The 25,475-nt window shown below is 73.6% G+C and carries 19 protein-coding genes; 4 read left to right on the top strand and 15 right to left on the bottom strand.

Going from position 1 to position 25,475, the window contains the following annotated elements; translation table 11 throughout:
- Positions 1 to 28 precede the first annotated feature (28 nt).
- Together BS75_RS24340 and BS75_RS24335 are read right to left on the bottom strand one after the other, a co-directional pair.
- Entirely contained in the window at positions 29 to 568 is a 540-nt protein-coding gene (locus tag BS75_RS24340; protein WP_034089765.1) for a hypothetical protein, read from the bottom strand.
- Between the two features lie 105 nt (positions 569 to 673).
- Complete coding sequence (locus BS75_RS24335; protein WP_034089764.1) at positions 674 to 2,713, bottom strand: N-6 DNA methylase; 2,040 nt, start codon at positions 2,711 to 2,713, stop codon at positions 674 to 676.
- A 230-nt stretch (positions 2,714 to 2,943) separates the two neighbouring features.
- Between BS75_RS24335 and BS75_RS50570 the strand changes: the two genes are divergently transcribed.
- Positions 2,944 to 3,534: a DUF4352 domain-containing protein gene (locus tag BS75_RS50570; RefSeq protein WP_034089763.1), complete on the top strand. Its 591-nt coding sequence runs from the start codon at positions 2,944 to 2,946 to the stop codon at positions 3,532 to 3,534.
- A gap of 12 nt (positions 3,535 to 3,546) precedes the next feature.
- Here BS75_RS50570 and BS75_RS24325 read toward each other — a convergent pair whose 3' ends face one another.
- From BS75_RS24325 to BS75_RS24305, 5 genes are all read right to left on the bottom strand, one after another.
- Positions 3,547 to 4,437, bottom strand: a complete 891-nt coding sequence (locus tag BS75_RS24325; RefSeq protein ID WP_034089762.1) for a DMT family protein — start codon at positions 4,435 to 4,437, stop codon at positions 3,547 to 3,549.
- A 71-nt stretch (positions 4,438 to 4,508) separates the two neighbouring features.
- Positions 4,509 to 8,114 (bottom strand): transcription-repair coupling factor, encoded by a 3,606-nt coding sequence (mfd, locus tag BS75_RS24320; protein ID WP_042440060.1) that lies wholly within the window; start codon positions 8,112 to 8,114, stop codon positions 4,509 to 4,511.
- A 176-nt stretch (positions 8,115 to 8,290) separates the two neighbouring features.
- Positions 8,291 to 9,343 (bottom strand): hypothetical protein, encoded by a 1,053-nt coding sequence (locus tag BS75_RS44740; RefSeq protein WP_052069667.1) that lies wholly within the window; start codon positions 9,341 to 9,343, stop codon positions 8,291 to 8,293.
- 106 nt (positions 9,344 to 9,449) lie between these two features.
- Positions 9,450 to 11,612, bottom strand: coding sequence for an SUKH-4 family immunity protein (locus BS75_RS24310; protein ID WP_034089761.1), 2,163 nt, complete (start codon positions 11,610 to 11,612; stop codon positions 9,450 to 9,452).
- Between the two features lie 7 nt (positions 11,613 to 11,619).
- Complete coding sequence (locus tag BS75_RS24305) at positions 11,620 to 12,657, bottom strand: SMI1/KNR4 family protein (RefSeq protein WP_034089760.1); 1,038 nt, start codon at positions 12,655 to 12,657, stop codon at positions 11,620 to 11,622.
- Between the two features lie 252 nt (positions 12,658 to 12,909).
- On the opposite strand from BS75_RS24305, the gene BS75_RS24300 reads away from it, so the two are divergent.
- The gene (locus tag BS75_RS24300) at positions 12,910 to 13,371 is read left to right on the top strand and encodes a YwqJ-related putative deaminase (RefSeq protein WP_042440058.1); all 462 of its coding nucleotides are present in this window, start codon (positions 12,910 to 12,912) and stop codon (positions 13,369 to 13,371) included.
- 112 nt (positions 13,372 to 13,483) lie between these two features.
- Positions 13,484 to 13,972 (top strand): SUKH-3 domain-containing protein, encoded by a 489-nt coding sequence (locus BS75_RS24295; RefSeq protein WP_034089759.1) that lies wholly within the window; start codon positions 13,484 to 13,486, stop codon positions 13,970 to 13,972.
- Positions 13,973 to 14,037: 65 nt separating this feature from the next.
- On the opposite strand, the gene BS75_RS50565 is transcribed toward BS75_RS24295, so the two are convergent.
- From BS75_RS50565 to BS75_RS24280, 3 genes are all read right to left on the bottom strand, one after another.
- Positions 14,038 to 14,451, bottom strand: a complete 414-nt coding sequence (locus BS75_RS50565) for a GntR family transcriptional regulator (protein WP_063771575.1) — start codon at positions 14,449 to 14,451, stop codon at positions 14,038 to 14,040.
- Positions 14,445 to 15,392 carry a hypothetical protein gene (locus BS75_RS24285; protein ID WP_152646191.1) on the bottom strand — a complete coding sequence of 316 codons (948 nt, stop codon included), beginning with the start codon at positions 15,390 to 15,392 and terminating at the stop codon, positions 14,445 to 14,447. The genes BS75_RS50565 and BS75_RS24285 overlap by 7 nt, the downstream gene beginning before the upstream one ends.
- Positions 15,393 to 15,478: 86 nt before the next feature.
- Complete coding sequence (locus BS75_RS24280) at positions 15,479 to 16,786, bottom strand: sensor histidine kinase (RefSeq protein ID WP_231607884.1); 1,308 nt, start codon at positions 16,784 to 16,786, stop codon at positions 15,479 to 15,481.
- Positions 16,787 to 17,102: 316 nt separating this feature from the next.
- Between BS75_RS24280 and ppc the strand changes: the two genes are divergently transcribed.
- On the top strand, positions 17,103 to 19,790 hold the full coding sequence (gene ppc / locus BS75_RS24275) for a phosphoenolpyruvate carboxylase (RefSeq protein WP_042440070.1): 2,688 nt from the start codon (positions 17,103 to 17,105) through the stop codon (positions 19,788 to 19,790).
- Positions 19,791 to 19,880: 90 nt separating this feature from the next.
- On the opposite strand, the gene BS75_RS24270 is transcribed toward ppc, so the two are convergent.
- From BS75_RS24270 to glmU, 5 genes are all read right to left on the bottom strand, one after another.
- Positions 19,881 to 20,576 carry an LAETG motif-containing sortase-dependent surface protein gene (locus BS75_RS24270; protein WP_034089755.1) on the bottom strand — a complete coding sequence of 232 codons (696 nt, stop codon included), beginning with the start codon at positions 20,574 to 20,576 and terminating at the stop codon, positions 19,881 to 19,883.
- Positions 20,577 to 21,145: 569 nt separating this feature from the next.
- Positions 21,146 to 21,724: an aminoacyl-tRNA hydrolase gene (pth, locus tag BS75_RS24265; RefSeq protein ID WP_034089754.1), complete on the bottom strand. Its 579-nt coding sequence runs from the start codon at positions 21,722 to 21,724 to the stop codon at positions 21,146 to 21,148.
- Between the two features lie 162 nt (positions 21,725 to 21,886).
- A complete protein-coding gene (locus tag BS75_RS24260; protein ID WP_034089753.1) occupies positions 21,887 to 22,471 on the bottom strand; it encodes a 50S ribosomal protein L25/general stress protein Ctc in 585 nt (194 codons plus the stop codon).
- Between the two features lie 294 nt (positions 22,472 to 22,765).
- A complete protein-coding gene (locus BS75_RS24255; protein ID WP_034089752.1) occupies positions 22,766 to 23,740 on the bottom strand; it encodes a ribose-phosphate diphosphokinase in 975 nt (324 codons plus the stop codon).
- Positions 23,741 to 23,862: 122 nt separating this feature from the next.
- On the bottom strand, positions 23,863 to 25,353 hold the full coding sequence (gene glmU / locus BS75_RS24250; RefSeq protein WP_034089751.1) for a bifunctional UDP-N-acetylglucosamine diphosphorylase/glucosamine-1-phosphate N-acetyltransferase GlmU: 1,491 nt from the start codon (positions 25,351 to 25,353) through the stop codon (positions 23,863 to 23,865).
- Positions 25,354 to 25,475 lie beyond the last annotated feature (122 nt).

Here is a 25,475-nt window from a genome sequence, read left to right as displayed (position 1 = left end):
GGACCGCCCGGCTCGCGCAGGCGCTCGCTCAGTCGGCGCAGTTCGGCGCCGACGTCCTCGGTCGCCGGGTCGCGAACCGGTACCGGGGCCGGTGCAGGGGCGGGGCCGGCACGGGGGCCGGCGCGAAGGCCGGGGCCGGTGCCGACGGCGGCGGGTACGGCCCCGGCCAGGGCCCGGGCTGCTGGAAGGCCGGCGGCCAGGCGCCCCGGGCGTCCGGAACCGCCGTCGGCCACGGCTGGGCGGCCCACGCCTGCTGCCGCTTGCGCACCTGCAGCTGCAGCGAGGCCACGAAGTGCGCACACGCCCCGAGGGTGACCACCAGCACCAGCAGCCAGAAGAGCGCGTTCGGACTGTGCCCCTTGGCCGTGCTCAGGTCCGCCACGCCCTCGGCGGCCAGCGCGCCCACGAAGAACACCACCACCGCCCACGCACCGGACGTCCGCCGGTGCGCGGCCAGCCAGGTCGCCGGGACGAAACCGAGGAAGCCCAGGCTGAGCAGCGGCAGCAGGGCGAGCAGGACCGTGCCGGCCCGCCAGTCGAGTGGATGACTACTGCGCTGACCTGCCATAGGAGTTGCTCCGGACGGGTACGGGGGCGACGTTGCGTAGGCCACCGTACCGCCGCCGGCCGACGGCCGACCCGTAGTCCCCGCAGTCCGTCTGCACCGGTTCGATCACTCTTCCGGCCGCAGGCTCCCGTCGGCGAAGCCGGCCGCGATGCCCTGCGCCAGCTGCTCCCCGAGGGCCGCTGCCTCGGCCAGCCCGTGCTCGAACAGCGCCAGTTGTCGGAAGGGCGCGGCATAGCGGCGCTGCTCGGCCGGCGACAGCCGGGGCACCCGGGCACGTCTGACGTCCCGTCGGGAGAGGGTCGTGCCGGAGCCGGTGCCGCCGGAGCGCTCGGCGCGCAGTGCCACTCCCAGGAAACCGGCCAGGAACCACGGGTCGAGCACCGCCGGATCGGGGCGCAGCACCTGCGCCCCCCGGGGCGCGGGGACCGGCGGACCGGCGTGCACCTCGGCCACCACGCTCCCGCCGCCACCGCCACCGGTACCGGCGCCGCCCGGCGCGGGCAGCACCACGTCCCCCGCCCGGACCGGTTCGCCCTCGCCCAGCAGTTCCAGGCCGCCCCCGCGCAGCAGCTCGCCGACGGTCGACGCGGACCGGTTCAGCTCCCCGCCGGCGGCGGTCCCGTCCCCGTCGGAGCGGTCGCCGGGACGGTGGCCGGGCAGCGCCGCGGCCGGCGGTGCCAGCTGCGCCAGCAGCGCGGCCAGCCGCTGCTGCTGCGCCGTCAGCAGGCCGTGCGCGTCGGCCGGGCGCTGCGGCAGGTGCCGGGCCGGGGTGAGGTCGACGGCGTCGTCCAGCAGGTCGATGACGGGTACCGCCCGGTGTACGCCGGGCAGGTCCGGCAGTCGTCCGGACTCGTAGCCCTGCCAGGCGTCCAGCACGGCCTCCGGATAGTCCTCCGGGGAGCCCGAGACGTCCGCGAGCAGCACCCGGAGCGGTGCGGGCTCGCCCGACACCGGGCGGCGCAGCAGCCAGAGGTGCAGCGGCACGGCGGCGGGCGCGGCAACGCCGGTGGGCAGCGCGAGCACCGCGCGCAGCGCCCCGCGCCGCAGCAGGTCGGCGCGCACCCGGCGGCCCGAGCGACGGGCGGCGACCGCTCCGGGCAGCAGCAGTACCACCAGGCCGCCGGGGCGGACCCGGGCGAGGCAGTGCTGCGCCCAGGCGAGCTCGGAGTCCGCCCGCGCCGGGAGCCCGTACTCCCAGCGCGGGTCGTAGGCGAGTTCGTCGGCGCCCCAGTTGCGCTCGTTGTAGGGCGGGCGGCTGAGCACGGCGTCGGCGTTCACACCGGGCAGGGCGGCCTCGGCGCGCAGCGCGTCCCCGGCGGCGAGGTGGAGCGGCAGCGGCAGCGGGACGCCGAGCGGGCAGCGCAGGGCGAGCCGGAGCAGGGCGACGGCCGCGAGGTCGGGGTCGGCCTCCTGGCCGTGGCAGCTGCCGCAGTGGACGTCGCCCCGGCCGTCGCTCCCGGCGGCCAGCAGCAGGGTGCCGCCGCCGCAGGCCGGGTCGTAGAGGGAGTCGGGGGCGTCGGTCCGGGCCAGTCGGCCCATCAGTGCGGCGACCTCGGCGGACAGCGCGGCGCCCGGTCGGTGCGCGGAGTCGGCCGGTCCGCCGGTCAGCTCGGTGGCGGCGGCCTGCGGGCCGTCGCCACCGGGGAAGTCGGCGGCGTACTCGGCGAGCAGCCGGGCCAGGCCGAGCTGGGTGCTGCCGTAGAGCGCGGGCAGCCGCAGCAGCCGGGCGCCGTCAGGGCCGAGGGTGCGGACGGCCAGCAGGCCGAGGGCGGCGGGCAGGTCGGTGGCGAGCTCCTGGTCCGGCCGCGGCGCCAGCGACTGCCAGCGGTCGGGGTCGCGCTGCAGCAGGAGCAGCAGGGCCAGGGCCGGGACCAGGGGCGCGGCCGGCGAGTCGGCGGGGTGGCGGAGCCGCTCCAACTGCTGCCGGACGCGTTCCCGCAGCGGCACCTCGGCGATCTTGCCCTGGGCCCGGAGCCAGGCCTCGACCTCGGTCAGCGAGAAGGCCGGGCTGGTCTCGCTACCGCCGACCGGGCGCGGGAAGTCCGGGTGCCGACGGCGCCAGTTGCTGACGGCCGCCCGGCCGACACCGGCCAGCCGGGCGATCTCGACGGCGCTGACCCGGGCCGCTCCGGCGGGGTCGGACATCTGCGCCTCCTGCTGCTGGGCCTGAGCCGGCGTCGCCCCGGGGCGGGGAGAGACCGGCGCTGTGACGGCGAGCATACCCAAGGCATCGGCGCAGCAACGTTCACAGCGTGAACGTCATGACTTCCACAGTTCTGGTTGACGACGTACACAAGCAGTGGTGTGATTGGCCATGCCAGCACGGCAACCGCCGAACGGCTCGCAAATCAGGGGGTTTCACCATGTCAAAGCGTATGTTCACAGCCCGTCGGAGCACCTTCGCCCTGTTCACAGGTGCGCTGGTACTCGGCAGCGCCACCGCCTGCTCGCTCCCCAGCACGCCCACGGTGACCTCGGTCAAGTCCACGTCCGCCGGCGGATCGGGTTCGAGCACCGGCAAGAGCACGGGGGGCAAGGCCAAGGCGAAGGCCGCACAGGTCGGCGACACCATCTCGCTCAAGGGCATGGAGGGCGAGTCGGCCGACGTCACGGTGGTCAAGCTGGTCGCCGACCCGCAGGGGGCGGACCAGTACACCACCCCGGACAGCGGCAAGCGCTTCTACGCCGTGCAGTTCCGGATCAAGGACACCGGCAGCGCCGGCTACAGCGACTCGCCCTCCAACGGCGCGGCGGTCGTCGACAGCCAGGGGCAGGTGTACCAGGCCGACGGCGTCGACGACACCACGGCCGGCAGCAGCTTCCCGGCCGCGCTGAACATCGCCGACGGCGACAGCGCGCTCGGCTTCATCACCTTCCAGGTGCCGACCGGTGCCAAAATCGTCAAGATCCAGTTCGGCCTGGACAGCGGCATGGCGGACCAGACCGGCCAGTGGAACGTGAACTGACCGGGCCGGCGGTCACCCTATCCGGGTGGGGTGGCTCGGTTCGGCGACCTCGGCGGGGGCCTCCTCGACCGGGGAGACCTCGCCGAAGCGGGCCAGGGCCAGGGCGCCCACGACGGCCAGGGCGAATCCGGCCAGGGCCAGCGGGAGCATCCCGGGCCGGGTCCGGTCGCCGAGCAGCACCACACCGAGGACGGCGGGCAGGGCCGTCTCGCCGAGGACCATCGCCGCCGTCGCCGTGGTGACCTTGCCCCCGCGCACCCCCTCGGTCATGAAGACGAAGGAGACCGCACCGCCCGCGAGCAGCGCGTAGGTGGCCGGTTCTGACAGCAGCGGCCACAGGTCGAGACCGTGGATGGCCGGCAGCACCCGCACGGCCAGGCCGACCACGCCGAAGCCCAGGCCGCACAGGGTGCCCATGACGGCCGCCCGGACCGGCTCGCGGAGCTTCCAGACGAAGCCGCCGACCGCGGCGATCACCAGCACCGCCGCCAGCAGCATCCAGTGGAAGGCCATGCCCGGCTGCTTGTGGCCCTCCGCCCCGGCTGTGGCGCCGAGGACCGCGAGTCCGACGCACACCCCGGCGACCCCGGCCCACTCGGCCCGGCCCAGCCGGATCCGCAGCAGCGCCGCGCCGAGCACGGCGGTGACCGCCAGCGCGCCCGCCAGCGCCGCCTGGACGACGTAGAGCGGCAGCGAGCGCAGGGCGATCAGCTGGGCGACGAAGCCCAGCGCGTCCAGCAGCAGACCCGCCGCGAACGGCAGGTTGACCATCGCCCGGACCGTTCCGAGCAGGCCCGATCCTTCGGCGGAGGGCGAGTGCCGCTGCGCGCCGAGGGCCTGCAGAACCATGGCGACGCCGAAGCACAGGGCGGCGGCGAGCGCCATGAGGAGTCCGAGGAGCATGCTCCGACCTTATCCGGCCGGAGCGCCGAACCTCGAAGCGGCGGCCCCGCGGCCCGCGCCGCCCGGCGCCGCTACCGGCGCGGCGCCGCCGCGCCGGCGGCCGCGGCCAGCTCGTCGAAGATGGTGGTCAGCAGCTCCGCGCACCAGGCCAGCAGCTCCCGGCCGACCACCGGCTTGCCGCCGATCTTCCCGCTGCCGGGCCGGGGCACCAGCAGCAGCTTGGTCGCGGCCTTCACCTGGGTGCGCGGATACAGCCGCTGCAGCCGCAGCTCCTGCGACTCCCGCAGCTCCGCCGGGCCGAAGCGGATGTTCTGCCCCTGGAGGGTGATGTCGGAGATCCCGCAGCGCCGCGCGAACAGCCGCAGCCCCGCCACCAGCAGCAGGTTCTCCACCGGCTCCGGCAGCTTGCCGTAGCGGTCGGTCAGCTCGGCCCGCACCGCCGCGATGTCCTCCTCCGAGTTCACCGCCGCGATCGACCGGTACGCCTGCAGCCGCAGCCGCTCGCCCGGCGCGTAGTCGTGCGGGATGTGGGCGTCCACCGGCAGTTCGATCTTGACGTCCAGCGGCTCCTCCTCCGGCTCCGCCCCGCCGTTGTCGACGCTCTCGCGGTACTCGGCCACCGCCTCGCCGACCATCCGGATGTAGAGGTCGAAGCCGACGCCGGCGATGTGCCCGGACTGCTCGCCGCCGAGCAGGTTGCCCGCGCCGCGGATCTCCAGGTCCTTCATGGCCACGTACATGCCCGCGCCCATCTCGGTGTGCTGGGCGATCGTCGCCAGCCGCTCGTGCGCGGTCTCGGTCAGCGGCTTCTCCGGCGGGTAGAGCATGTAGGCGTAGCCGCGCTCGCGCCCGCGCCCGACCCGGCCGCGCAGCTGGTGCAGCTGCGAGAGGCCGAAGGTGTCGCCGCGCTCCACGATCAGGGTGTTGGCGTTGGAGATGTCGATCCCGGACTCCACGATCGTGGTCGACACCAGGACGTCGAACTCCTTCTCCCAGAAGTCCACCACGACCTTCTCCAGCGCCGTCTCGCCCATCTGCCCGTGCGCGGTCGCGATCCGTGCCTCCGGGACCAGCTCCTTCAGCTTCGCCGCCGCCTTGTCGATCGACTCGACCCGGTTGTGGATGTAGAAGACCTGGCCCTCGCGCAGCAGCTCGCGCCGGATCGCCGCCGAGATCTGCTTCTCGTCGTAGGCGCCGACGAAGGTCAGCACCGGGTGCCGCTCCTCCGGCGGGGTGGTGATGGTCGACATCTCGCGGATCCCGGTGACCGCCATCTCCAGGGTGCGCGGGATCGGCGTCGCCGACATGGTCAGCACGTCGACATTGGCCCGGAGCTTCTTCAGCTGCTCCTTGTGCTCGACGCCGAAGCGCTGCTCCTCGTCGACGATGACCAGGCCCAGGTCCTTGAACCGGGTGTCGGCCGAGAACAGCCGGTGGGTGCCGATGACGATGTCGACACTGCCCTCGCGCAGCCCCTCCAGCACGGCCTTGGCCTCGCTGTCGGACTGGAACCGGGAGAGCGCCTTCACCACCACCGGGAAGTTGGTGTAGCGCTCGGCGAAGGTCGAGAAGTGCTGCTGGACCAGCAGCGTCGTCGGCACCAGCACCGCGACCTGCTTGCCGTCCTGGACCGCCTTGAACGCCGCCCGAACCGCGATCTCGGTCTTGCCGTAGCCGACGTCGCCGCAGACCAGCCGGTCCATCGGGACCGACTTCTCCATGTCCTCCTTGACCTCGGCGATGGTGGTCAGCTGGTCCGGGGTCTCCGCGTAGGGGAAGGCGTCCTCCAGCTCGCGCTGCCAGGGGGTGTCCGGGCCGAAGGCGTGCCCGGGGGCGGCCATCCGGGCCGAGTAGAGCCGGATCAGGTCCCCGGCGATCTCCTTGACCGCCTTCTTCGCCCGCGACTTGGTCTTGGTCCAGTCCGCGCCGCCGAGCCGGTGCAGCGAGGGGGACTCGCCGCCGACGTACTTGGTGACCTGCTCCAGCTGGTCGGTCGGCACGAACAGCCGGTCGCCCGGCTGCCCCTTCTTGGCCGGGGCGTACTCCAGCACCAGGTACTCGCGGGTCGCGCCCTGGACGGTGCGCTGCACCATCTCCACGTAGCGGCCGACGCCGTGCGCCTCGTGGACCACGTAGTCGCCGGACTGCAGCGCCAGCGGGTCGATGCCGTTGCGGCGGCGCGAGGGCATCCGCCGCATGTCCTTGGTCGAGGACTTCTGCCCGGCCAGGTCGGTCTCGGTGACCACCATCAGCTTCAGCGCGTCCGCGACCAGGCCGAACTCGATCGAACCGCAGGCCACATGGACGACGTCGGGGTCCGGCGCGGTGGTCAGGTCGGGGGTGAGCCGGGCGCCGATGCCCTCCCCGGACAGCATCTCCGCGATCCGGGACGCCGGTCCCTGACCCTCCGTCACCAGCACCACCCGCCAGCCCTCGGCCAGCCGGCCCTTGGCGTCGGCGATGGCACGGGCGGTGTCGCCCCGGTACGCCTCGGCCGGGTGCATCGCGAGATGGAGCACGTCGGGACCGGTGGCCGCCGACTCGTCGGCGGCGAAGGGGCTGACCGACCACCAGGGCAGGCCGATGTCGGCCGCGTGCTCGCGGACGTCCGCGATCGACCACAGCGAGGCCGCGCCCACGTCCAGCGGCCGGTCGCCGCCGGAGGCCGCGGCGACCCAGGAGGCGTGCAGGAACTCCTCGCTGGTCGCCACCAGGTCCGCCGCCCGGGTCCGCACCCGCTCCGGGTCGCAGACCACGGCGACGCTGCCCTGCGGCAGCACGTCGACCAGCAGCTCCATGTCGTCCACCAGCACCGGCGCCAGGGACTCCATGCCCTCGACGGCGATGCCCTGGGCGATCCGGTCCAGGATGTCCGCCAGCTCCGGGTGCTCGGCCGCGAGTTCGGCGGCGCGCGCCGTCACCGCGTCGGTGAGCAGCAGCTCACGGCAGGGCGGGGCCCACAGCCCGTGCTGGGCGACCTCCAGCGAGCGCTGGTCGGCGACCTTGAAGTAGCGGATCTCCTCGACCTCGTCGCCCCAGAACTCCACCCGCAGCGGGTGCTCCTCGGTGGGCGGGAAGACGTCCAGGATGCCGCCGCGCACGGCGAACTCGCCGCGCTTCTCCACCAGTTCGACCCGCTGGTAGGCGGCTGCGGCCAGTCGGCGGACCAGGTCCTCCAGGTCCACCTCCTGCCGCACCGCCAGGCTGACCGGTTCCAGCTCCGCCAGGCCCTTGACCTGCGGCTGCAACACGCTGCGGATCGGCGCCACGATCACCTGCAGCGGCCCGGCGGCCGGGTCGTCGGCGCGCGGGTGGGCGATCCGGCGCAGCACCGCGAGCCGTCGGCCGACCGTGTCGGAGCGCGGCGACAGCCGCTCGTGCGGCAGGGTCTCCCAGGCCGGGAACTCCGCCACGGTGTCCGGCGGCAGCAGCGAGCCGAGCGCCGCCGCCAGGTCCTCGGCCTCGCGGCCGGTCGCGGTGACGGCCAGGACCGGCCGGCCGCGCTGCCCCTTGGCAGCGTCGGCGAGGGCACGGGCGAGGGCCGCGACCGCGAACGGCCGGGCAGCGGGCGGACCCACCAGGTCCAGCTGGCGGCGGTCCCCGGCGAGCGCGGACTGCGCCGCCTCAGCGAGGGCCGGGTCGGACGCGACAACGTCAAGCAGGCCGGTCAGGCTCATGGACTTCTCTCAGCCGGGGGGCAACGCGAAGCACCCCGTCTGCGAGGCAGCCGGGGGATTCCAGCGTACGCCCCCGGCCCGACAGGCCGCCCGACCGTTTTCCACCCGTCCGCGTGCCGTCCGGTCCCGCGCCGGCCGCGAAGTTGTCCACAGCCTGGGGACGACGGCCGCCCGGGTCACCCGGCCTGCGCCCCCGCAGGCCCGCCTGCCTCGGCCCCCGGCTCGGCCTCGGGCTCGGCCTCAGGCCCGTCCTCCGGCTCGGCCCCGGGTGCCGGTTCGAGCTCCGCCCCGACCCCGACCCCGACCTCGCCCCTGACCTCGCCCCTGGTCTCTTCCTCGTCCTCGTCCGGCCCGGGCACGACCGCGCCGGTCAGCACCATCAGCGTCTGCCGGATGTGGTCCAGATGGGCGCGGACCTCGCTCCGCTGCTCGGCGAAGGCCTCCTCCTCACGCGCCGAGGCCGCGCCGATCCGCTCCGCCTCCCGGTGCGCGGCCTCGACCAGGCGCTCCGCCTGCATCCCGGCCTCGGCCTCGACGTCGGCGGCGCGGGCGCGCATCGCCCGGCCGTGCCGCTCCGCCTCGCCCAGCAGCCGCTCCACCTTGGCCGTGGCCGCATCCTCCCAGGCAGTGACCTCGGCCTCCACCGCGTCCTGCTCCTCGTCGGCGGCCAGCTGCTTGGCGGCCAGCTCGGCGTGGGCCTCGCGGGACTCCCCCGCCGCGCGGGCCCGGGTCGCGGCCACGTCCGCCTCGGCCGCGTCCAGCAGCACCCTGGCCTCCCGGACCGCCTCCGCCATCCCGGTCCGGGCCTGTTCCTCGGCCCACGCCAGCTCGCGCTCGGCGTACTGGTCGGCCTCGGCCCGGACCTCGCTCCCGTAGGCCGCGGCCTCGTTCTCCTCCCGCTCGGCCTCCGCCCGGGCGGTGTCCCGCAGCTCCTCGGCGAGCCGCGCCGCCTCGTCGGCCAGCGCCGCCGCCTGGTCCTCCGCCAGGGCGAGCAGCCGCTGGGCGCGCTCACCCAGCTCGCCGAAGGCCGGCGGCGCCGCCTCGGCCACGGCCCGGACGACGCCGTCGAGCTCCCGCTCCAGCCTGCGCGTCTCCTCACCCAGGTCGGACAGCCGCTGCCAGGCCCGGTCCCGCTCGGCGGTGACCTGGCCGACGGCCTGCTCGACCTGGCGAACCTCGTATCCACGACGGGTGACGGTGAAGCCGTGCGGAGAGACGGCGTCGCTCATTGGGCTGGTCCTCTCGTCCGTTGAATGGATCATCGATGCAAATGATCAATATCTGATCCATTTTGCACAGATCCATCCTGCGCCCGAGAGGACCGACACCCTCAGCTCAGAACAAGCCGTCCCACAACTGCTCCAGCAGCACCGCCCACCAGCTCTCCGGGTCGGCCAGGGCGGCCGGGTCCACCGCCGCCAACTGGGTCTGGAGGTCGGTCGTCCACCGGCCGGCCTGATCCGGCGTCAGCCCGAACCGGTAGCGCCACAGCCGGCCGAGCACGGCCAGCGAGCGGATGAACTCCGGCAGCCCGCTGTTGACGAACCGCGGCTGCGTGGCCTCCGGGCCCGCCGGCTGCGCCGGCGTCCCCAGGTCCACCGCCACGATCGCCGCAGTCCCGTACTGGACGCAGAGCTGGCGGCCGTAGTCGTTGCCCAGCACCAGGTAGGTGCCGGCGTCCGGACCCGCCATGACCCCGCGCTCCGCCGCGAGCTCGGCCAACGTCGGCACCGGACGGCCCGGCTGGCCCTGCCCCCAGAAGAACGGGCCGAAGTCCATCGGCAGGCCGGCCCAGGTCAGCGCCATCGACACCACCTCGGGCACGCCCTGGCGGGACACCGCCTGCGGCTCGTAGCGGAACACGTTCTGCGCGCCGAAGGCCTGCACCAGCTCGTCCGCGAGCGCCTGCGGCGGCAGCTGCGGCGGGGGCGGGACCGAGCCCGGGGCGGGAAGCGGCGCCCGCAGCGAGCGCTGCGGCACCGGACCCGCCGCATGGGTGTGCAGCTCGGCATGGTGCTCCAGCAGCAGCTGGATCCCGCGCTGCCGCGCCGCCCGGTCCCGCCCGTAGGCGGCGTTGCTCGACACCCGGACGTTGGGCCAGGCCTCCTGCACCATCCGGCGGCAGTAGCCGGCCGGCAGGTCGCAGCTCTCCAGCTCCGTGTGCAGCTCCAGCACCTGCTCCGGCGGCACGTTCAGGCGCCGGACCTCCTGCAGGATCTGCCACTCCGGGTGCGGCATCCCCGGCGTCGAACGCTGGATGATCTGCTGCTCGGAGCCGTCCGGGCCGCGGTAGCGGAGCACCGCCATGTAGCCCGGGCCGACGGTCGGCACGGTCGGCGCCGGAGGCAGTTGCACCGGCCCGGTCGAGGGCGGCGGCACGGCCCGGCCGGACTGCGGCGACTGCGGGCCGAAGGGCACCGGCGGGGGCGGCGGCGGAGGCACCGACCCGCCGCGCCGGTCGGGGGCGTTCAGGCCCAGGTCCAGGGCTGCGGCGAACTGCGTCGGGACATAGCTGTCCGCCTCGTCGGCACCCAGCGGCGCCGACGGCGGCGGGGGCGGCGAGTTCGGCGGCACCGAGGGCGACTGCGGCACCGCGGGCGGAGGAGTCTGCGGGCGCAGCGACGGCGGCGGGGGCGGCGGCGCCTGGTGCGGCGGCGCCTGGTGCGGCGGCGCCTGGTGCGACGGGGCCTGGTGCGACGGGGCCTGGACGGGTGCCGCCTGGTGGGACAGGGGGCCGTTGGGCAGCGGACGGTCGGGCGCGGGCCGCGGCCCGTCCGGTGCCTGCGGCGGCGCGACCGGCGGGGCGGCCAGCATCGTCGGCGCGTAGTCCAGCGAGGGCGCGGGCTGCGGCGGCTGCACCGGGGGCTGCTGCTGCACCGGGGGCTGCGGCGGCGGCCGGAACTCCGGCCGGAACTGCTGCTGCGACTGGGCCTGCGGCGGGGACGGCGGGGCCAGCATCGTCGGCACCTCGCCGGGCGGACCCGGCGACACCGGCGGGGCCACCAGCAGGGCCGGCTCCTCCTCCGGGGCGACCGACGCGTTCGGGGCCGGCGCAACCGACGGGGTGGGCGTGCGCTCGCCCGGGCCCCAGAGGTTGGCCGGCGGCCGGACCGCCTCGGCGGCGATCGCCGCCTCCCCGGCCTCCTTCAGCCACTGCGGCGGACTCAGCAGGAAGGACGTCGCCTCCGCCGCCTCCGCGTCCGGCGGCGAGGGCATCCGGGCCGGGGTGGCGCCGACCGGGCGGCCGTAGGCCTCCTCGTAGCGGCGCACCACGTCGTTGATCGGCAGGGCCGGCCACAGCGTGGTCGCCCCGGTCTCCCGGGAGATCACCATCCGCACCGCGCCGCCGTCCGACGCCGGACCGTCCGCGCGGTCCACCGCCCAGGCCACGAAGCCCAGGTCGAACTCCCGCACCCGCACCTCGCGGCGCTGGTACGAGGGCACACCCTCATTGATCCACTGCTCGGCGCGCTGCTGCGCGTCCGCGTAGGTCACCACGCCCGGCTCACCCCTCCACCGGGACGGCGCGGGCGAAGCCGCCGTCCACCATCAGCTGTGCCACTGTCTGCAGCTCGGGCGGGCTGCCCGCGAGCCGCAGCAGGAAGTCGTCGAAGTCGTTGCCGCAGGGGAGCAGCAGCCGCTCGCAGCGCCGGTCCGGCGTCAGCTCCGGACTGCCGTCGTCCCGGGCGTCGTCGTGCGGCAGGAACCACACCGTGCCGATCGAGCCGCCCTTGACCTTCAGTGCGATCAGCCCGCCCTGGGCGTAGCCGATGCCGAGGTAGTCCTTGGTCAGATGGTCGCGCAGGCACTTGTTGGCATACACCAGGTCGTTGACGGAGCGCTCCTGACCGAGCGTGAGGAACGGCTGGTCGACCAGGATGCCGAACTCCGTGTTCAGCGCCACGCCCTTGGGCGCCAGCCCGCCGGCCGCCTTCAGGAACGTCCGGAACGCACCCGGCAGGCTGTAGCCGAGGCCCTCCTCGGCCGACTGCACCCGCGCCTCGCTGACGCCGCCGGCGGTCGCACCCTCGGCCGACTCCGCGCCCTCCGGGGCCGCGACCCCGGTCGGCGGCTGCAGCGGCGCCAACGGGAAGTGCACCGGCCGCCGCTCCTGCAGCGGACGGGTGCCGCGCTTGGCATGGTCGGCGGTGGACAGCACCAGCCCGCCGTGGTGCCGGAGCAGCGATTTCACCTCGACCGGGACCAGCTCCATCCGGCGGCTGCCCGGCTGGGCCGGTCCGACCGAGTGGTGCCAGGTCCACCCGGCCGGGGTGACCACCGGTGACTCCGCGTCAGCCCACAATTCATGGCCGGAGGCGTGGAGCGCGGCATTCGCCGACACGTAGTCGGTCAGCCGCAACTCGTCCACGCCGAAGCCGGCGGGCGGGTCGGCGACCTCGGCCACCGCCCGCGCATAAGGACCGAAGTCCGGAAAACCCCGGCCGTCGACCCGGACCCCGTTCGGGTATGCGGTGGACCGCAACGGATCGGGGAAGTGCACGACCTGCCCGGCGTAGGCCGCGTTGGGCCGACCTGTCGTCATCGAGTTGCCCCCTGCTGGAACTGGCTGCCGGTCCAAGACTAGGGGCTGCGTCCAGCCTCCGGATCTCCGCCTGTGCCGGAAGCCCGGGCGCTGCCCGCGCACGCCCGGATCCGCACCCCGACTTCCCTCGCATAGTGGGCATTTGGCAAGCTGGACCCTTGCAGCAGCGGTGGGCGGCCCTCACCGACGGGGGCTGCCGCGCGGCAAGTGTCCCTGCTCCGCCGTGCGCGAGGACAGTGAGGACCTACCGACGTGGACACCGAAGCACGCCAACCGACGACCGCCGCACCACTCCTGCGGCAGCGCCGGGACAGTCTGATGCCCATAGTGGCCGCCGCCCTCTCCGTGCGCGGCGACACCCACACCCACGTGGGCGAGAAGAACGGGACGCCCCCGCCGCTGCACCCCCTGGTCGCCGAGTTCCTGGACGCCCTGCCGTCGGCCCAGCGGGAGCGCTTCACCGGCCGCTGCCCGGAAACGGTGCTGCTCTCCCAGTTCTTCGGCGGCGCCGAGGCGAGCCGCTCCAAGCGGGCCTCCCGCAAGCCCTTCACCGAGTCGGACGCCCGGAAGTCCCTGCGCGGGGCCCGGATGACGACTGTGCGGATACGCGAGGTGGGAGACCCCGCGCACGGCACCCACCAGCCGCCCTGCCGCTCCTGCACGGCGCTGCTCGCCCACTTCGGGGTGCAGACCGTCGTGCTGCCCGCCGCCTGACCCGCCCGGCACCCGGACTCTCCCGACAGCCTGACCGCACCTCCTCGGCCCGCACCGCTCCGGCGGCGCCCCCACCGGGCCGACCAGAACCGCTCAGAACGGAACCACCGCCATGGACGTCCGATTTCCCGCCGAAGCCGCCTCCGTGCTCACCCAGGCGGGCTGGTTCCCCGGCCGTCGGCAGCTGCCCCGGGCCGAGCAGTGGGCGGACGCCCTGATCAACCACGAGTCCCCGGACGGCCCCCGGCACTCGGTCTTCCCGGCCGCCGTCGAAGCCTGGTCGGAGTTCGGCGGTCTGACGGTGGACCTGGAGGGCGGCGGCCGGGACCACGCCCGCACCCCGTTCACCATCAACCCGCTGGCCGGCCTGCACCAGCCGCGCACCCTCGCCGACCTCGGCCGGGCCCTGGACCTGCCGCTGGCCCCGCTCGGCGAGGAGCGCGGCGGCCAGGCCCTGCTGGTCATCGACGCCGAGGGCCGGGTCTACAGCCTGGACCACACCGGCGAGTGGTACCTCGGCCGGACCATGGACCAGGCGCTGACCGCGCTGATCACCGGCACCGCGCCGGAACGGCTGCAGTTCCTGGCCGACGCGCTCTGATCCGCGCGCCGGGCCGCGCTCTGAATCCGTCTTCCGGGCCGCTCGCCGGGCCGCGCACCGGGCCGTCAGGGCAGCCGGGTCGCCGCCGGCCCGGCTCCCGCCACGGCCCCGGCCTCGCCGTAGGCGTCCCGCAGCGCCGCGTCCACCACCGCGCGGGCCTCGTCGAGCGGTACGCCCAGGCCGCGCACCAGCCCCGCGTACACCGCCGCGCCCTGGGCGGCGGCCCGGCGCGAGGAGTCGCCGGAGGCAGCCACGACGGTGCCGTGCCTGCCCCGGGTCTCCACCACCCCGGCGGCCTCCAGCTCCCGGTACGCCTTGGCGACGGTGTTCACCGCCAGCCCCAGGTCCTCCGCCAGCCGCCGCACCGTCGGCAGCCGCATCCCGACCGGCGCCGCCCCGCTGCGGGCGAGCTCGGCGATCTGCGCCCGGATCTGCTCGAACGGCGGCACGGGCGACGCGGGGTCGAGGGCGATCAGCACGGGACGGTCTCCGGGGTCGGCGGTTCGACCGGAGGGAGCCCCGGCGTCGTACCACGGTAGTACCGGCGGCCGGCCCGACGCGCGATCAGCAGGTGGCCCACCGTGCAGCCGACGCTGAGCAGCACCCAGGGGTACAGGGCGTCCGGGCCCGCGGTGCTGCCGTAGGGAACGGCGTCGAACACCGACTGCAGCAGCAGGCTGGACGCCAGGCAGGAGAGGCCCGGCAGCAGCGCGCCGAGGATCAGCGCCGTCTGGATCCGCAGGGCGTCGTCGAAGGCGAGCTCCTGCGGCGAACCGGCCCGCTGCGGCCCGTTGAGGACCACCGTCTGCTGCCGCTCGACCAGGTTGACGCCGAGGACGCACAGCAGCAGCACCGCGCCGTATCCGTAGAGCTCCGCCCCACGGGCGTAGCCGCAGTGCTGGAGCCACAGCTGGGTCCCGGCGCCGGCCAGCGGGGGCAGCACGGCCGCACCCCGGGTCAGCCGGATCGCCCACAGCGGCAGCACGTTCCCGAGCCGCACCCGCTCCAGGCGGGCCACCCGTGGGCCGGGCCGCCGCTGCTGGTGCCCGACGTCCCACAGGTGCGCCAGGACGCCGACCAGCAGCGTCGGCACGAACACCACGACCACCAGCCCCGGCCCGGTGAACGGCGACGGCGAGGCGTAGAGCTTCCGCGAGACGTTGTACCAGGCGGTGATCCCCCAGACCGGGGCCACCAGCACCGCCATGCCGACCGCCGTCGCCATGGCCCGCCGGCGCAGCCGGTCCGACAGCGGCGCCACCAGTTCCGGCGGCAGGGCGAGGTCGGCCTCCCTGGCCCACCGGTCCGCCCGCCGGAAGCGCGCCGCCGGGGCGTCCCGGCGCAGCCGCAGCCAGCCGACGACCGTCCCCAGGACCATCCCCGCCCCGGCGACCAGTCCCACCACCACCGCACCGCTCATCGACGGCCACCCCCGCGCTCACTTTGTCCCATGCATTGTGCCAATGCATTGTCGCAGGCATTGTGGCACACGGCTGGACTGCCCCGCTACCGTGCCACCGACAGCTTCGCCTCCACCCGGAACCCGCCCTCACCGGTCGCCCCGGCCGAGAACACCCCGCCCAGCGCGGTCACCCGCTCCTCCATCCCGACCAGCCCGTTCCCCCCGCTCGGCAGCGAACGGCCGGCCGGCGGACCGTCGCCCAGCGGGCAGCTGTTGGACACCGCCAGCGCCACACCGCCCGGCACGTACGCCACCACCACCTCCGCATCCGCCCCCGGCGCATGCTTCAGCACATTGGTCAGCGCCTCCTGCACCACCCGGTACGCCGTCCGCTCGGTGTCCGCGCTCAACGCCCGACGCGCGCCCCCCACGGTCAGCCGCACCCGCAGCCCCGTCGCCCGCGACTCGTCCACCAGCCGCGGAATGTCGCCGAGCCCCGGCCCGTCCGAGGTCGGCACCGCCAGCACCGCCGCCGCCTCCCGCCCGCTCACCGGCGAGGACTCCACCGTCCGCAGCACTCCCAGGATCTGCCGCAACTCGTCCAGCGCCTGCCGGCCGATGTCCCCCATCAGCTTCGCGCTCTCCGCCGCCCGGTCCGGATCCCGGTGCACCACCCGCTCCAGCGCCCCCGCGTGCACCACCATCAGGCTCACCCGGTGCGCCACCACGTCGTGCATCTCCCGGGCGATCCGCGCCCGCTCCTCCACCTGCGCGCGCTGCGCCCGCTCGCTCGCCTGCTCCGCCAGCAGCGCCAGCTCCGTCTCCAGGCCCTCCGCGCGCTCGCTCAACGCCTCCCAGTACCGCCGCCGCGCCCCCACGTACAGGCCCAGCATCGTCGGCGCGACCGTGATCCCCACCGCCACCAGCACCGACATGATCAGCAGCACGTACTCCGGCACGCCGTTGTGCAGCGCCTCCGTCTGCTGGGTGCCGATCGTCAACGCCGACACCAGCGTCGTCTCCGCGATCGCCACCGCGCACAGCAGCGACATCGCCCGCCGCTCCGAGAACCGCGCGGCCACCCCCTCCGGCCGGTACGCGCCCAGCGTGTACAGACCCACCATCAGCAGTACGTAGCCCGACTGCAGCGGAATCGTCGACAGCGCGGCCACCACCGGCAGCAGCGGCCAGCGCCGCCGCAGCAGCAGCGTCAGACTCGCGAACAGTCCGAACACCCCCACCGCGACCATCCAGCCCACGCCGAACCCCTGGTTCCGGACGAACGCCGCCGCACCGATCACGCACTCGACCGCCGCCGTACCCGCGACCACCAGGTCGAACCACATACTCCGCCGACGCGGCCACAGCCCCGCCGACTCCCCCGCGCCCGTCAAGGGCGTCGCCATGCTCATGGACCCAGCCTACGGAAGGACCATCCGCCGGTCGTGGGGGTTAGCCCCCCAAGCGGGTCCGACCCGCCACGACCCGTGTCCGGCATACGAATGCCGCCTCGGCCCCGGCAATGCCCACACCTATGCTGGTCGCGTCGGACAGCGCGGTCCGCAGAGCCGATGCCCCACCCACCTGCAAGGGAGCACCAGCGTGAGCAGCGCCCACGAGACCGTCACCTCGGCCTCAACCACCGCCGAAGCCCGCAGCGCCACCCCCGCCACCGCACCTGTCGACAGCAGTCCCGTCGAGGCCGACAACGCCGCCCTCCGCGCCGACATCCGCCGCCTCGGCGAGCTCCTCGGCCAGACCCTGGTCCGCCAGGAGGGCCAGGAACTGCTCGACCTCGTCGAGGAGGTCCGCGCCCTCACCCGCAGCGACAGCGCCGCCGCCTCCGCGCTCCTCGAAGAGACCGACGTCGAGACCGCGGCCAAGCTCGTCCGGGCCTTCTCCACCTACTTCCACCTCGCCAACGTGACCGAACAGGTCCACCGCGGCCGCGAGGTGGGCGTCCTCCGCGCCCAGGAAGGCTCCCTGCTCGCCCGCACCGCCGACAAGCTCGCCGGCGCCGATCCGCAGCAGCTCGCCGACACCCTCGCGCACCTCGCCGTCCGGCCGGTCTTCACCGCCCACCCCACCGAGGCCGCCCGCCGCAGCGTCCTCACCAAGCTCCGTCGGATCGCCGAACTCCTCGAACAGACCGACACCCCCACCCGGCCCAGCGGACGCCGCCAGGCCGACCGCCGCCTCGCCGAGGTCATCGACCTGCTCTGGCAGACCGACGAGCTCCGGATCGCCCGCCCCGAGCCCGCCGACGAGGCCCGCAACGCGATCTACTACCTCGACGAGCTCTACAAGCGCGCCGTCCCCGACGTCCTTGAGGAGCTCAACGAGGAACTCGCCCGGGTCGGCATCGAACTCCCGCCCGGCGTCCGCCCGCTGACCTTCGGCACCTGGATCGGCGGCGACCGCGACGGCAACCCCAACGTCACCCCCGCCGTCACCCTCGACGTCCTGGTGCTCCAGCACGAGTACGGCATCAAGGACGCCCTCGACGTCGTCGACGACCTCCGCGCCGCGCTCTCCAACTCGGTCAGGCTCTCCGGCGCCAGCGACGCGCTGCTCGCCAGCCTCGACGCGGACCTCGACCAGCTCCCCGAGATCAGCCCCCGCTACAAGCGGATGAACGCCGAGGAGCCCTACCGGCTCAAGGCCACCTGCATCCGGCAGAAGCTGGAGAACACCCGCGCCCGGCTCGCCAACGGCACCCCCCACGTCGAGGGCCGCGACTACCTCGGCACCGCCCCGCTGCTCGCCGACCTCCAGGTCATCCAGGACTCCCTGCGCGAGCACCGCGGCCAGCTCGTCGCCGACGGACGGCTCAACCGCGCCATCCGCACCGTCGCCGCCTTCGGCCTCCAGCTCGCCACCATGGACGTCCGCGAGCACGCCGACGCCCACCACCACACCCTGGGCCAGCTCTTCGACCGCCTCGGCGAGGAGGCCTGGCGCTACACCGACATGCCCCGCGAGTACCGGCAGCGGCTGCTCGCCAAGGAGCTCAAGTCCCGCCGCCCGCTCGCGCCCAGCCCCGCCCCGCTCGACGCCCTCGGCACCAAGACCCTCGGCGTCTTCCAGACCGTCCGCGACGCCTTCGAGCGCTTCGGCCCGGAGATCGTCGAGAGCTACATCATCTCCATGTGCCAGGGCGCCGACGACGTCTTCGCCGCCACCGTCCTCGCCCGCGAGGCCGGACTGATCGACCTCCACGCCGGCATCGCCAAGATCGGCATCGTCCCGCTGCTGGAGACCACCGACGAGCTCCGCGCCGCCGACACCATCCTCGACGAGATGCTGCGCGACCCCTCCTACCGGCTGCTGGTCTCGCTGCGCGGCGACGTCCAGGAGGTCATGCTCGGCTACTCCGACTCCAGCAAGTTCGGTGGCATCACCACCAGCCAGTGGGAGATCCACCGGGCCCAGCGCCGGCTCCGCGACGTCGCCCACCGCTACGGCATCCGGCTCCGGCTCTTCCACGGCCGCGGCGGCACCGTCGGGCGCGGCGGCGGCCCCTCCCACGAGGCCATCCTCGCCCAGCCCTACGGCACCCTCGAAGGCGAGATCAAGGTCACCGAGCAGGGCGAGGTCATCTCCGACAAGTACCTCATCCCGGCCCTGGCCCGGGAGAACCTCGAACTCACCGTCTCCGCGACCCTGGAGGCCAGCGCCCTCCACACCGCCCCCCGGCAGTCCGCGGAAGCCCTGTCCCGCTGGGACGCGACCATGGACACCGTCTCCGACGGCGCCCACACCGCCTACCGCCGGCTGGTCGAGGACCCCGACCTCCCGTCCTACTTCTTCGCGGCCACCCCGGTCGACCAGCTCGCCTCGCTCCACCTCGGCTCCCGCCCCAGCCGCCGCCCCGACAGCGGCGCCGGCCTCGACGGGCTCCGCGCCATCCCCTGGGTCTTCGGCTGGACCCAGTCCCGGCAGATCGTCCCCGGCTGGTACGGCGTCGGCTCCGGCCTCGCCGCCGCCCGCGACGCCGGACTCGGCGACATCCTCGAAGAAATGCACAGCGAGTGGCACTTCTTCCGCAACTTCATCTCCAACGTCGCGATGACGCTGGCCAAGACCGACCTGCGGATCGCCCGCCACTACGTCGACCAGCTCGTCCCCGACGAGCTCAAGCACATCTTCGACCTCATCGAGGCCGAACACGCGCTCACCCTCAAGGAGGTCCTCCGCGTCAGCGGCGAGAACGACCTCCTCGAACACACCCCGGTGCTCAAGCAGACCTTCGCCATCCGGGACGCCTACCTCGACCCGATCTCCTACCTCCAGGTGGCCCTGCTCCGCCGTCAGCGCGAGGACGCCGCCAACGGCGTCGAGGACGACCCGCTCCGCGCCCGCGCGCTGCTGCTCACCGTCAACGGCATCGCGGCCGGCCTCCGCAACACCGGCTGACCGGCAGTACCGACCGACACACCGACGGCCCGCCTCCCCGCCCACTTCCGGCCGGGGAGGCGGGCCGTCGGCCCGTCAGCAGGGTGCTGATCAGTGGCGACCCGCAGCCGCACGGCGACGCACGACGAACACCGCGCCACCGCCCAGCACGACCAGACCGGCGGCGATGCCCAGCAGCATCCCACTGTCGCTGCCGCCACCGGTCTCGGCGAGAGCCGCACCGGTCGACGCCGAGGCGCTCGGCGAAGCAGTGGCCGTGGCCGACTTGCTCGGCGACGCGCTGGCCGAGGCGGACGGAGCCGGGGCCTTGCTGGTGGCCGTGGCCGACACGCTCGCGGACGGAGAGGGCGAGGCGGGGGGCGTCGCGCTCTTCGACGGCGCGGGCGCGGCGCAGTCACCGCTGGGCGCGGCCAGCGACAGCTTGAACGTGTGCGGGGTGTTGTTGTCGGTGGCGACGACCTTGATGGTCCAGGGACCGGTCTTCTGCCACGGCACGTCAACCACCGCGGGCTTGGGCGTGCCCTCGTCGACCGGGGCAATCTGCTGGGTGGTACCCACCTGGTTCTGCTCGGCCGCGTCGGTGAAGACCGAGACCGTGGCGCCGTAGGTCGCCGACTCGGTGACCGTGATCTGCGCCTGGCCCGTCGCCTGGTTGCAACTGACCGACGGAGTGAAGTCCGCTGCGTTGCAGGCGAAGGCGGTGCCGGCAGCACCCAAGGCGATCGCCGCCGCAGCAGCGGTGACACCAAGGGAGCGCGCCGTCACGGCACGCCGGGATATGGACATGTTTCCCCTCACTGAACTACTTCCGATGTGCACAGTCCCAGGAGACACACACCTCTCAGGGACACATCACATCGTCAATTGCCAGTCAAGGGATGTCAATTGTCACCAAAGCAGACAAGCATCAAAAATTTCATGGCCGCGCCGCGAAGTTCTTCACCGGAGCACCACTGACCTTCAGATCAACTGCGGTGGCATGTATACGATTTGGCAGCCTGACCAGCGTCAGGGAGGACCCTCGCCCGGACCGTCCAGCCCGCCCACAGCCGAGTCGCAACCCGCGCCCCCTCGCCCCGGGAAGGTCCACGGCAGGTAAGAATCCGCCGAATCCCGCACGCCGCGACCCCGGCGCGACCCCGCCGCGACCCCGCCGCCACCGCCGACCCGATCACGGTGGCGCCGGAGCCCCCGGGATCGGGCCGGGCCGTCGGGCGGCGGCAGCCGCGCGGCGGCGGTCGGGCGGCGGCAGCCGCGCGGCGGCGGTCGGGCGGCGGCAGTCGCGCGGCGGCGGTCCCACGGCGACAGTCGGGCCGTACGGATCGGACCGCCGCGGTCGGCCCCCCGACCCGCGGTCAGGAGTTGTACGTCGTCTGCGCCCGCTCCAGGCCCTCCGTCAGCAGCGCCTCCACGGCATCCGCCGCCCGGTCCACGAACCAGTCCAACTCCTTGCGCTCGGTCGAGGAGAAGTCCTTCAGCACGAAGTCCGCGACCTCCATCCGCCCCGGCGGACGCCCCACCCCGGCCCGGACCCGGAAGTAGTCGGGCCCCAGCGACTTCGTCAGCGACTTCAGCCCGTTGTGGCCGTTGTCGCCGCCGCCCTTCTTCAGCCGCAGCGCCGCATAGTCGATGTCCAGCTCGTCGTGGACCACCACCAACCGGTCCACCGGCACCTTGTAGAAATCCCGCAGCGCCGTCACCGGTCCACCCGAGAGGTTCATGAAGGACAGCGGCTTCGCCAGCACCACCCGCCGCCCCGCCAGCCGCCCCTCGGCGACCTGGTTGCGGCTCTTGTGCGCCTTGAACCGCGCACCCATCCGCCCCGCCAGCAGATCAGCCACCATGAAACCGATGTTGTGCCGGTTCCCCGCGTACTCGGGGCCGGGATTGCCCAGACCCACGACCAGCCACGGACCGTCCAGTTCCTCGCTCACCCGCGACATCCTCCCTCAGCACCGGCCCACTCGGAACTCGGCACGTTCGAATCCCAGCCCATCAACCAACGACACTGCCGCACCGCCTCCGCCGCCTGCGAAGACACCGCTGCCCCGGCCGGTGGGAACACGGCCGGGGCAGCGAAGGAGAACCGGGAGGGATCAGGCCTCGGCGGCAGCCTCGTCGGTGCCCTCGGCCGGAGCCTCGACCTGCGCCGACACGACCTGCAGGACCACGGTCTCCGGGTCCACGGCCAGGGTCGCGCCCTTCGGCAGCTGGATGTCCTTCGCCAGGATCGCGTTGCCGGACTCCAGGCCCGCCACCGACACGGTGACCGACTCGGGCAGGTGGGTGGCCTCGGCCTCCAGCGGCAGGGTGTTCAGGATGTGCTCCAGCAGGTTCCCGCCCGGGGCCAGCTCGCCCTCGGTCAGGATCTGGATCTCGACGGTGACCTTCTCGCCGCGCTTCACCAGCAGCAGGTCGACGTGCTTGATGTTGCGCTTGATCGCGTCCCGCTGCACGGCCTTCGGCAGCACGAACTCGTCCTTGCCGTCGATCGGCAGCGACAGCAGCACGTTCGGGGTCTTCAGCGCCAGCATCAGCGCGTGGCTCGGCAGGTTGACGTGGACCGGGTCGACACCGTGGCCGTAGACGACGGCGGGCACCAGGCCGGCGCGGCGGGCACGACGGGCCGCACCCTTGCCGAACTCGTTGCGGGGCTCAGCTGCAAGACGGATCTCGGCCATGACGGCACTCCTCGGAAACGGGGCGGGCGCCGACCGGACCGACCGTCCCCGAAAACGAAGAAAGCCACCGGCAGAACCTCACCCGAAAGAACTGGGATGAGTCGCCCGGCGGCATCTCGCACAACAATCCGCTGTAACAGCGGTGCAGCGCGTCGATCACGGAGTCACACGCAAACGGGACTCCCTCGCCGGGCAGTTTCCTGAGCATAGCCCAGACCCGGCGAGGGACCCAAAACGATCAGGCGGCTACCGCCACCCGGGCGACGAGCGTCACACGCACGCGCCCGATATCCGTCAGACGCCCTCGAACAGGCTCGTCACCGAACCGTCGTCGAAGACCTCACGGATCGCCCGCGCGATCAGCGGCGCGATCGACAGCGTCGTCACCTTGTCCAGCTGCAGCTCACCCGGCGTCGGCAGGGTGTTGGTGAACACGAACTCGCTCGCCCGCGAGTTCTTCAGACGATCGGTCGCCGCACCCGACAGCACCCCGTGCGTCGCCGCCACGATCACGTCGGCCGCACCCTGCTCGAACAGCGCATCCGCCGCCGCACAGATGGTGCCACCAGTGTCGATCATGTCGTCGACCAGCACGCAGACACGGTCCCGCACATCACCGACGACCTCGGCCGACATCACCTTGTTCGCCACGTTCGGGTCACGCCGCTTGTGGATGATCGCCAGCGGCGCACCCAGCCGGTCCGACCACTGGTCCGCCACCCGCACCCGGCCCGCGTCCGGCGACACGATCGTCAGCCGGTCCCGATCCACCTTGCCGCCCACGTAGTCCGCCAGCAGCGGCAGCGCGAACAGGTGGTCCACCGGGCCGTCGAAGAACCCCTGGATCTGCGCCGTGTGCAGGTCCACCGACATCAGCCGGTCCGCACCCGCCTGCTTCAGGAGGTCAGCTATCAGCCGCGCCGAGATCGGCTCCCGACCCAGGTGCTTCTTGTCCTGACGGGCGTAGCCGTAGAACGGCATGATCACGGTGATGCTCTTCACCGACGCCCGCTTCAGGGCGTCGATCATGATGAGCTGCTCCATGATCCACTGGTTGATCGGAGCCGTGTGGCTCTGCAGCACAAAGGCGTCGGCGCCGCGGACGGACTCCTCGTAGCGGACATAGATCTCACCGTTGGCGAAGTCCAGAGCCTTGGTCGGAACAATGTCCACACCCAGCTGCTCCGCCACCTCCCGGGCCAACTCGGGGTGTGCGCGGCCGGAGAAGAGCATCAAATTCTTCTCACCGGACGTTTTGATCCCGGTCACTGCACCGTCTCCTCGTTGCTGACGCGCGCTGGACCTGCCGCAGCGCGCGGCTTAGCTGCTGTGGGGGTTGGCTGGCGCACCCGGGGACGACTCACGTCCGAGGCGCTTGGATGTCCCCCAGGTTACGCGCCGGGAGCAGCTTCCGTCGCCTCCGGGTCCTCCGTCGAGGTCTGCCCGGCCCGCGCCGCAGCCGCCGCGGCGGCAGCCGCGGTCCCCGGCCGCTTGCGCTCGACCCAGCCCTCGACGTTGCGCTGCTGCGGCCGGGTGACCCCGAGCGCACCTGCGGGAACGTCCTTGTAGATCACCGAGCCGGCCGCCGTGTAGACCCCGTCCCCGACCGTCACCGGCGCGACGAACATGTTGTCCGAGCCGGTGCGGCAGTGGCTGCCGATGGTCGTGTGGTGCTTGTTGACGCCGTCGTAGTTCACGAAGACGGACGCCGCCCCGATGTTCGTCCCCTCACCGATCGTGGCGTCGCCCACGTACGACAGGTGCGGCACCTTGCTGCCGGCGCCGACGACCGCGTTCTTCATCTCGACGTAGGTGCCCGCCTTCGAGCGCTCACCGAGGACCGTTCCGGGACGCAGGTAGGCATAAGGACCGACCTCCGCGCCGGCACCCACGACCGCGCGATCAGCTGTGGCATTACTCACATGCGCGCCCGCGCCCACCCGGGTGTCCTTCAGCGTGCAGTTCGGACCCACCTCGGACCCCTCACCCAGGCTGGTCGACCCCTGGAGCTGGGTGTTGGGCAGCACGACCGCGTCCCGCTCGAAGGTCACCTGGACGTCCAGCCAGGTCGTCGCCGGGTCCACCACCGTCACCCCGGCCCGCATCGCCGCGTCCAGCAGCCGGTCGTTCATGATCCGACGGGTCTCCGCGAGCTGCACCCGGTCGTTGATCCCCAGAATGTCCCGGAAGTCGTCCGCCACCAGGGCGCCGACCCGGTGCCCGGACTCCCGGAGGATCCCCAGCACATCGGTGAGGTACTCCTCGCCCTGGCTGTTGTCGGTCCGCACCTCGCCCAGGCCCTCGGCCAGCAGCTTGCCGTCGAAGGCGTAGACCCCGGAGTTGATCTCCGCGATCGCCCGCTCCGCGTCGCTCGCGTCCTTGTGCTCGACGATCGCCTGCACCGCGCCGTCGGCGGCGCGGAGGATCCGCCCGTACCCGGCCGGGTCCGGCACCTCCGCCGTCAGCACCGTCACCGCGTTGCCGTCCGCCAGATGCGCGGCCGTCAGCTGACGCAGCGTCGCCGCCGTCAGCAGCGGGACATCGCCGTAGCTCACGACCACCGTGCCGTCCAGCACCACCCCGTCGGCCGCCAGCGCCTCCAGCGCCACCCGCACCGCATGGCCCGTGCCGAGCTGCTCCTGCTGCACCACGGCCCGGACCGAGGGGTCGGTCTCGGCGAGGTGCGCGGCGACCTTGTCCCGCATATGGCCCACCACCACGACCAGGTGCTCCGGCGTCAGCTCCTGCGCGGCGGCGACGGCGTGGCCGACCAGGCTGCGCCCGCAGAGGGTGTGCAGGACCTTCGGCAGCGCGGCCGACTTCATCCGGGTGCCCTCGCCGGCGGCGAGAACGATGACGGCGGCCGGCGGGTTCGGGCTCACGGGTGATGGCTCCTCGGCGTCACGGGAGGGGGGAGGGTGCACAGACGCCGGGCCGCCACTACCGCAGGGGTATCGCACAGGCGTGCCCGAACGGTTCGAGGATAGCGGGGGTTGGACAACCG

The sequence above is a fragment of the Streptacidiphilus albus JL83 genome (assembly GCF_000744705.1).
In the GTDB taxonomy this organism is placed as follows: domain Bacteria; phylum Actinomycetota; class Actinomycetes; order Streptomycetales; family Streptomycetaceae; genus Streptacidiphilus; species Streptacidiphilus albus.
This window is presented reverse-complemented; position numbering and strand designations above follow the sequence as displayed.

What these genes read in the sequence shown, in the direction of transcription:
- BS75_RS24340 (WP_034089765.1), bottom strand. Translation starts at nt 568, where the DNA reads ATGGCAGGTCAGCGCAGTAGTCATCCACTCGACTGGCGGGCCGGCACG.
- BS75_RS24335 (WP_034089764.1), bottom strand. Translation starts at nt 2,713, where the DNA reads ATGTCCGACCCCGCCGGAGCGGCCCGGGTCAGCGCCGTCGAGATCGCC.
- BS75_RS50570 (WP_034089763.1), top strand. Translation starts at nt 2,944, where the DNA reads ATGTTCACAGCCCGTCGGAGCACCTTCGCCCTGTTCACAGGTGCGCTG.
- BS75_RS24325 (WP_034089762.1), bottom strand. Translation starts at nt 4,437, where the DNA reads ATGCTCCTCGGACTCCTCATGGCGCTCGCCGCCGCCCTGTGCTTCGGC.
- mfd (WP_042440060.1), bottom strand. Translation starts at nt 8,114, where the DNA reads ATGAGCCTGACCGGCCTGCTTGACGTTGTCGCGTCCGACCCGGCCCTC.
- BS75_RS44740 (WP_052069667.1), bottom strand. Translation starts at nt 9,343, where the DNA reads ATGAGCGACGCCGTCTCTCCGCACGGCTTCACCGTCACCCGTCGTGGA.
- BS75_RS24305 (WP_034089760.1), bottom strand. Translation starts at nt 12,657, where the DNA reads ATGACGACAGGTCGGCCCAACGCGGCCTACGCCGGGCAGGTCGTGCAC.
- BS75_RS24295 (WP_034089759.1), top strand. Translation starts at nt 13,484, where the DNA reads ATGGACGTCCGATTTCCCGCCGAAGCCGCCTCCGTGCTCACCCAGGCG.
- BS75_RS24285 (WP_152646191.1), bottom strand. Translation starts at nt 15,392, where the DNA reads ATGAGCGGTGCGGTGGTGGTGGGACTGGTCGCCGGGGCGGGGATGGTC.
- BS75_RS24280 (WP_231607884.1), bottom strand. Translation starts at nt 16,786, where the DNA reads ATGAGCATGGCGACGCCCTTGACGGGCGCGGGGGAGTCGGCGGGGCTG.
- BS75_RS24270 (WP_034089755.1), bottom strand. Translation starts at nt 20,576, where the DNA reads ATGTCCATATCCCGGCGTGCCGTGACGGCGCGCTCCCTTGGTGTCACC.
- BS75_RS24260 (WP_034089753.1), bottom strand. Translation starts at nt 22,471, where the DNA reads ATGGCCGAGATCCGTCTTGCAGCTGAGCCCCGCAACGAGTTCGGCAAG.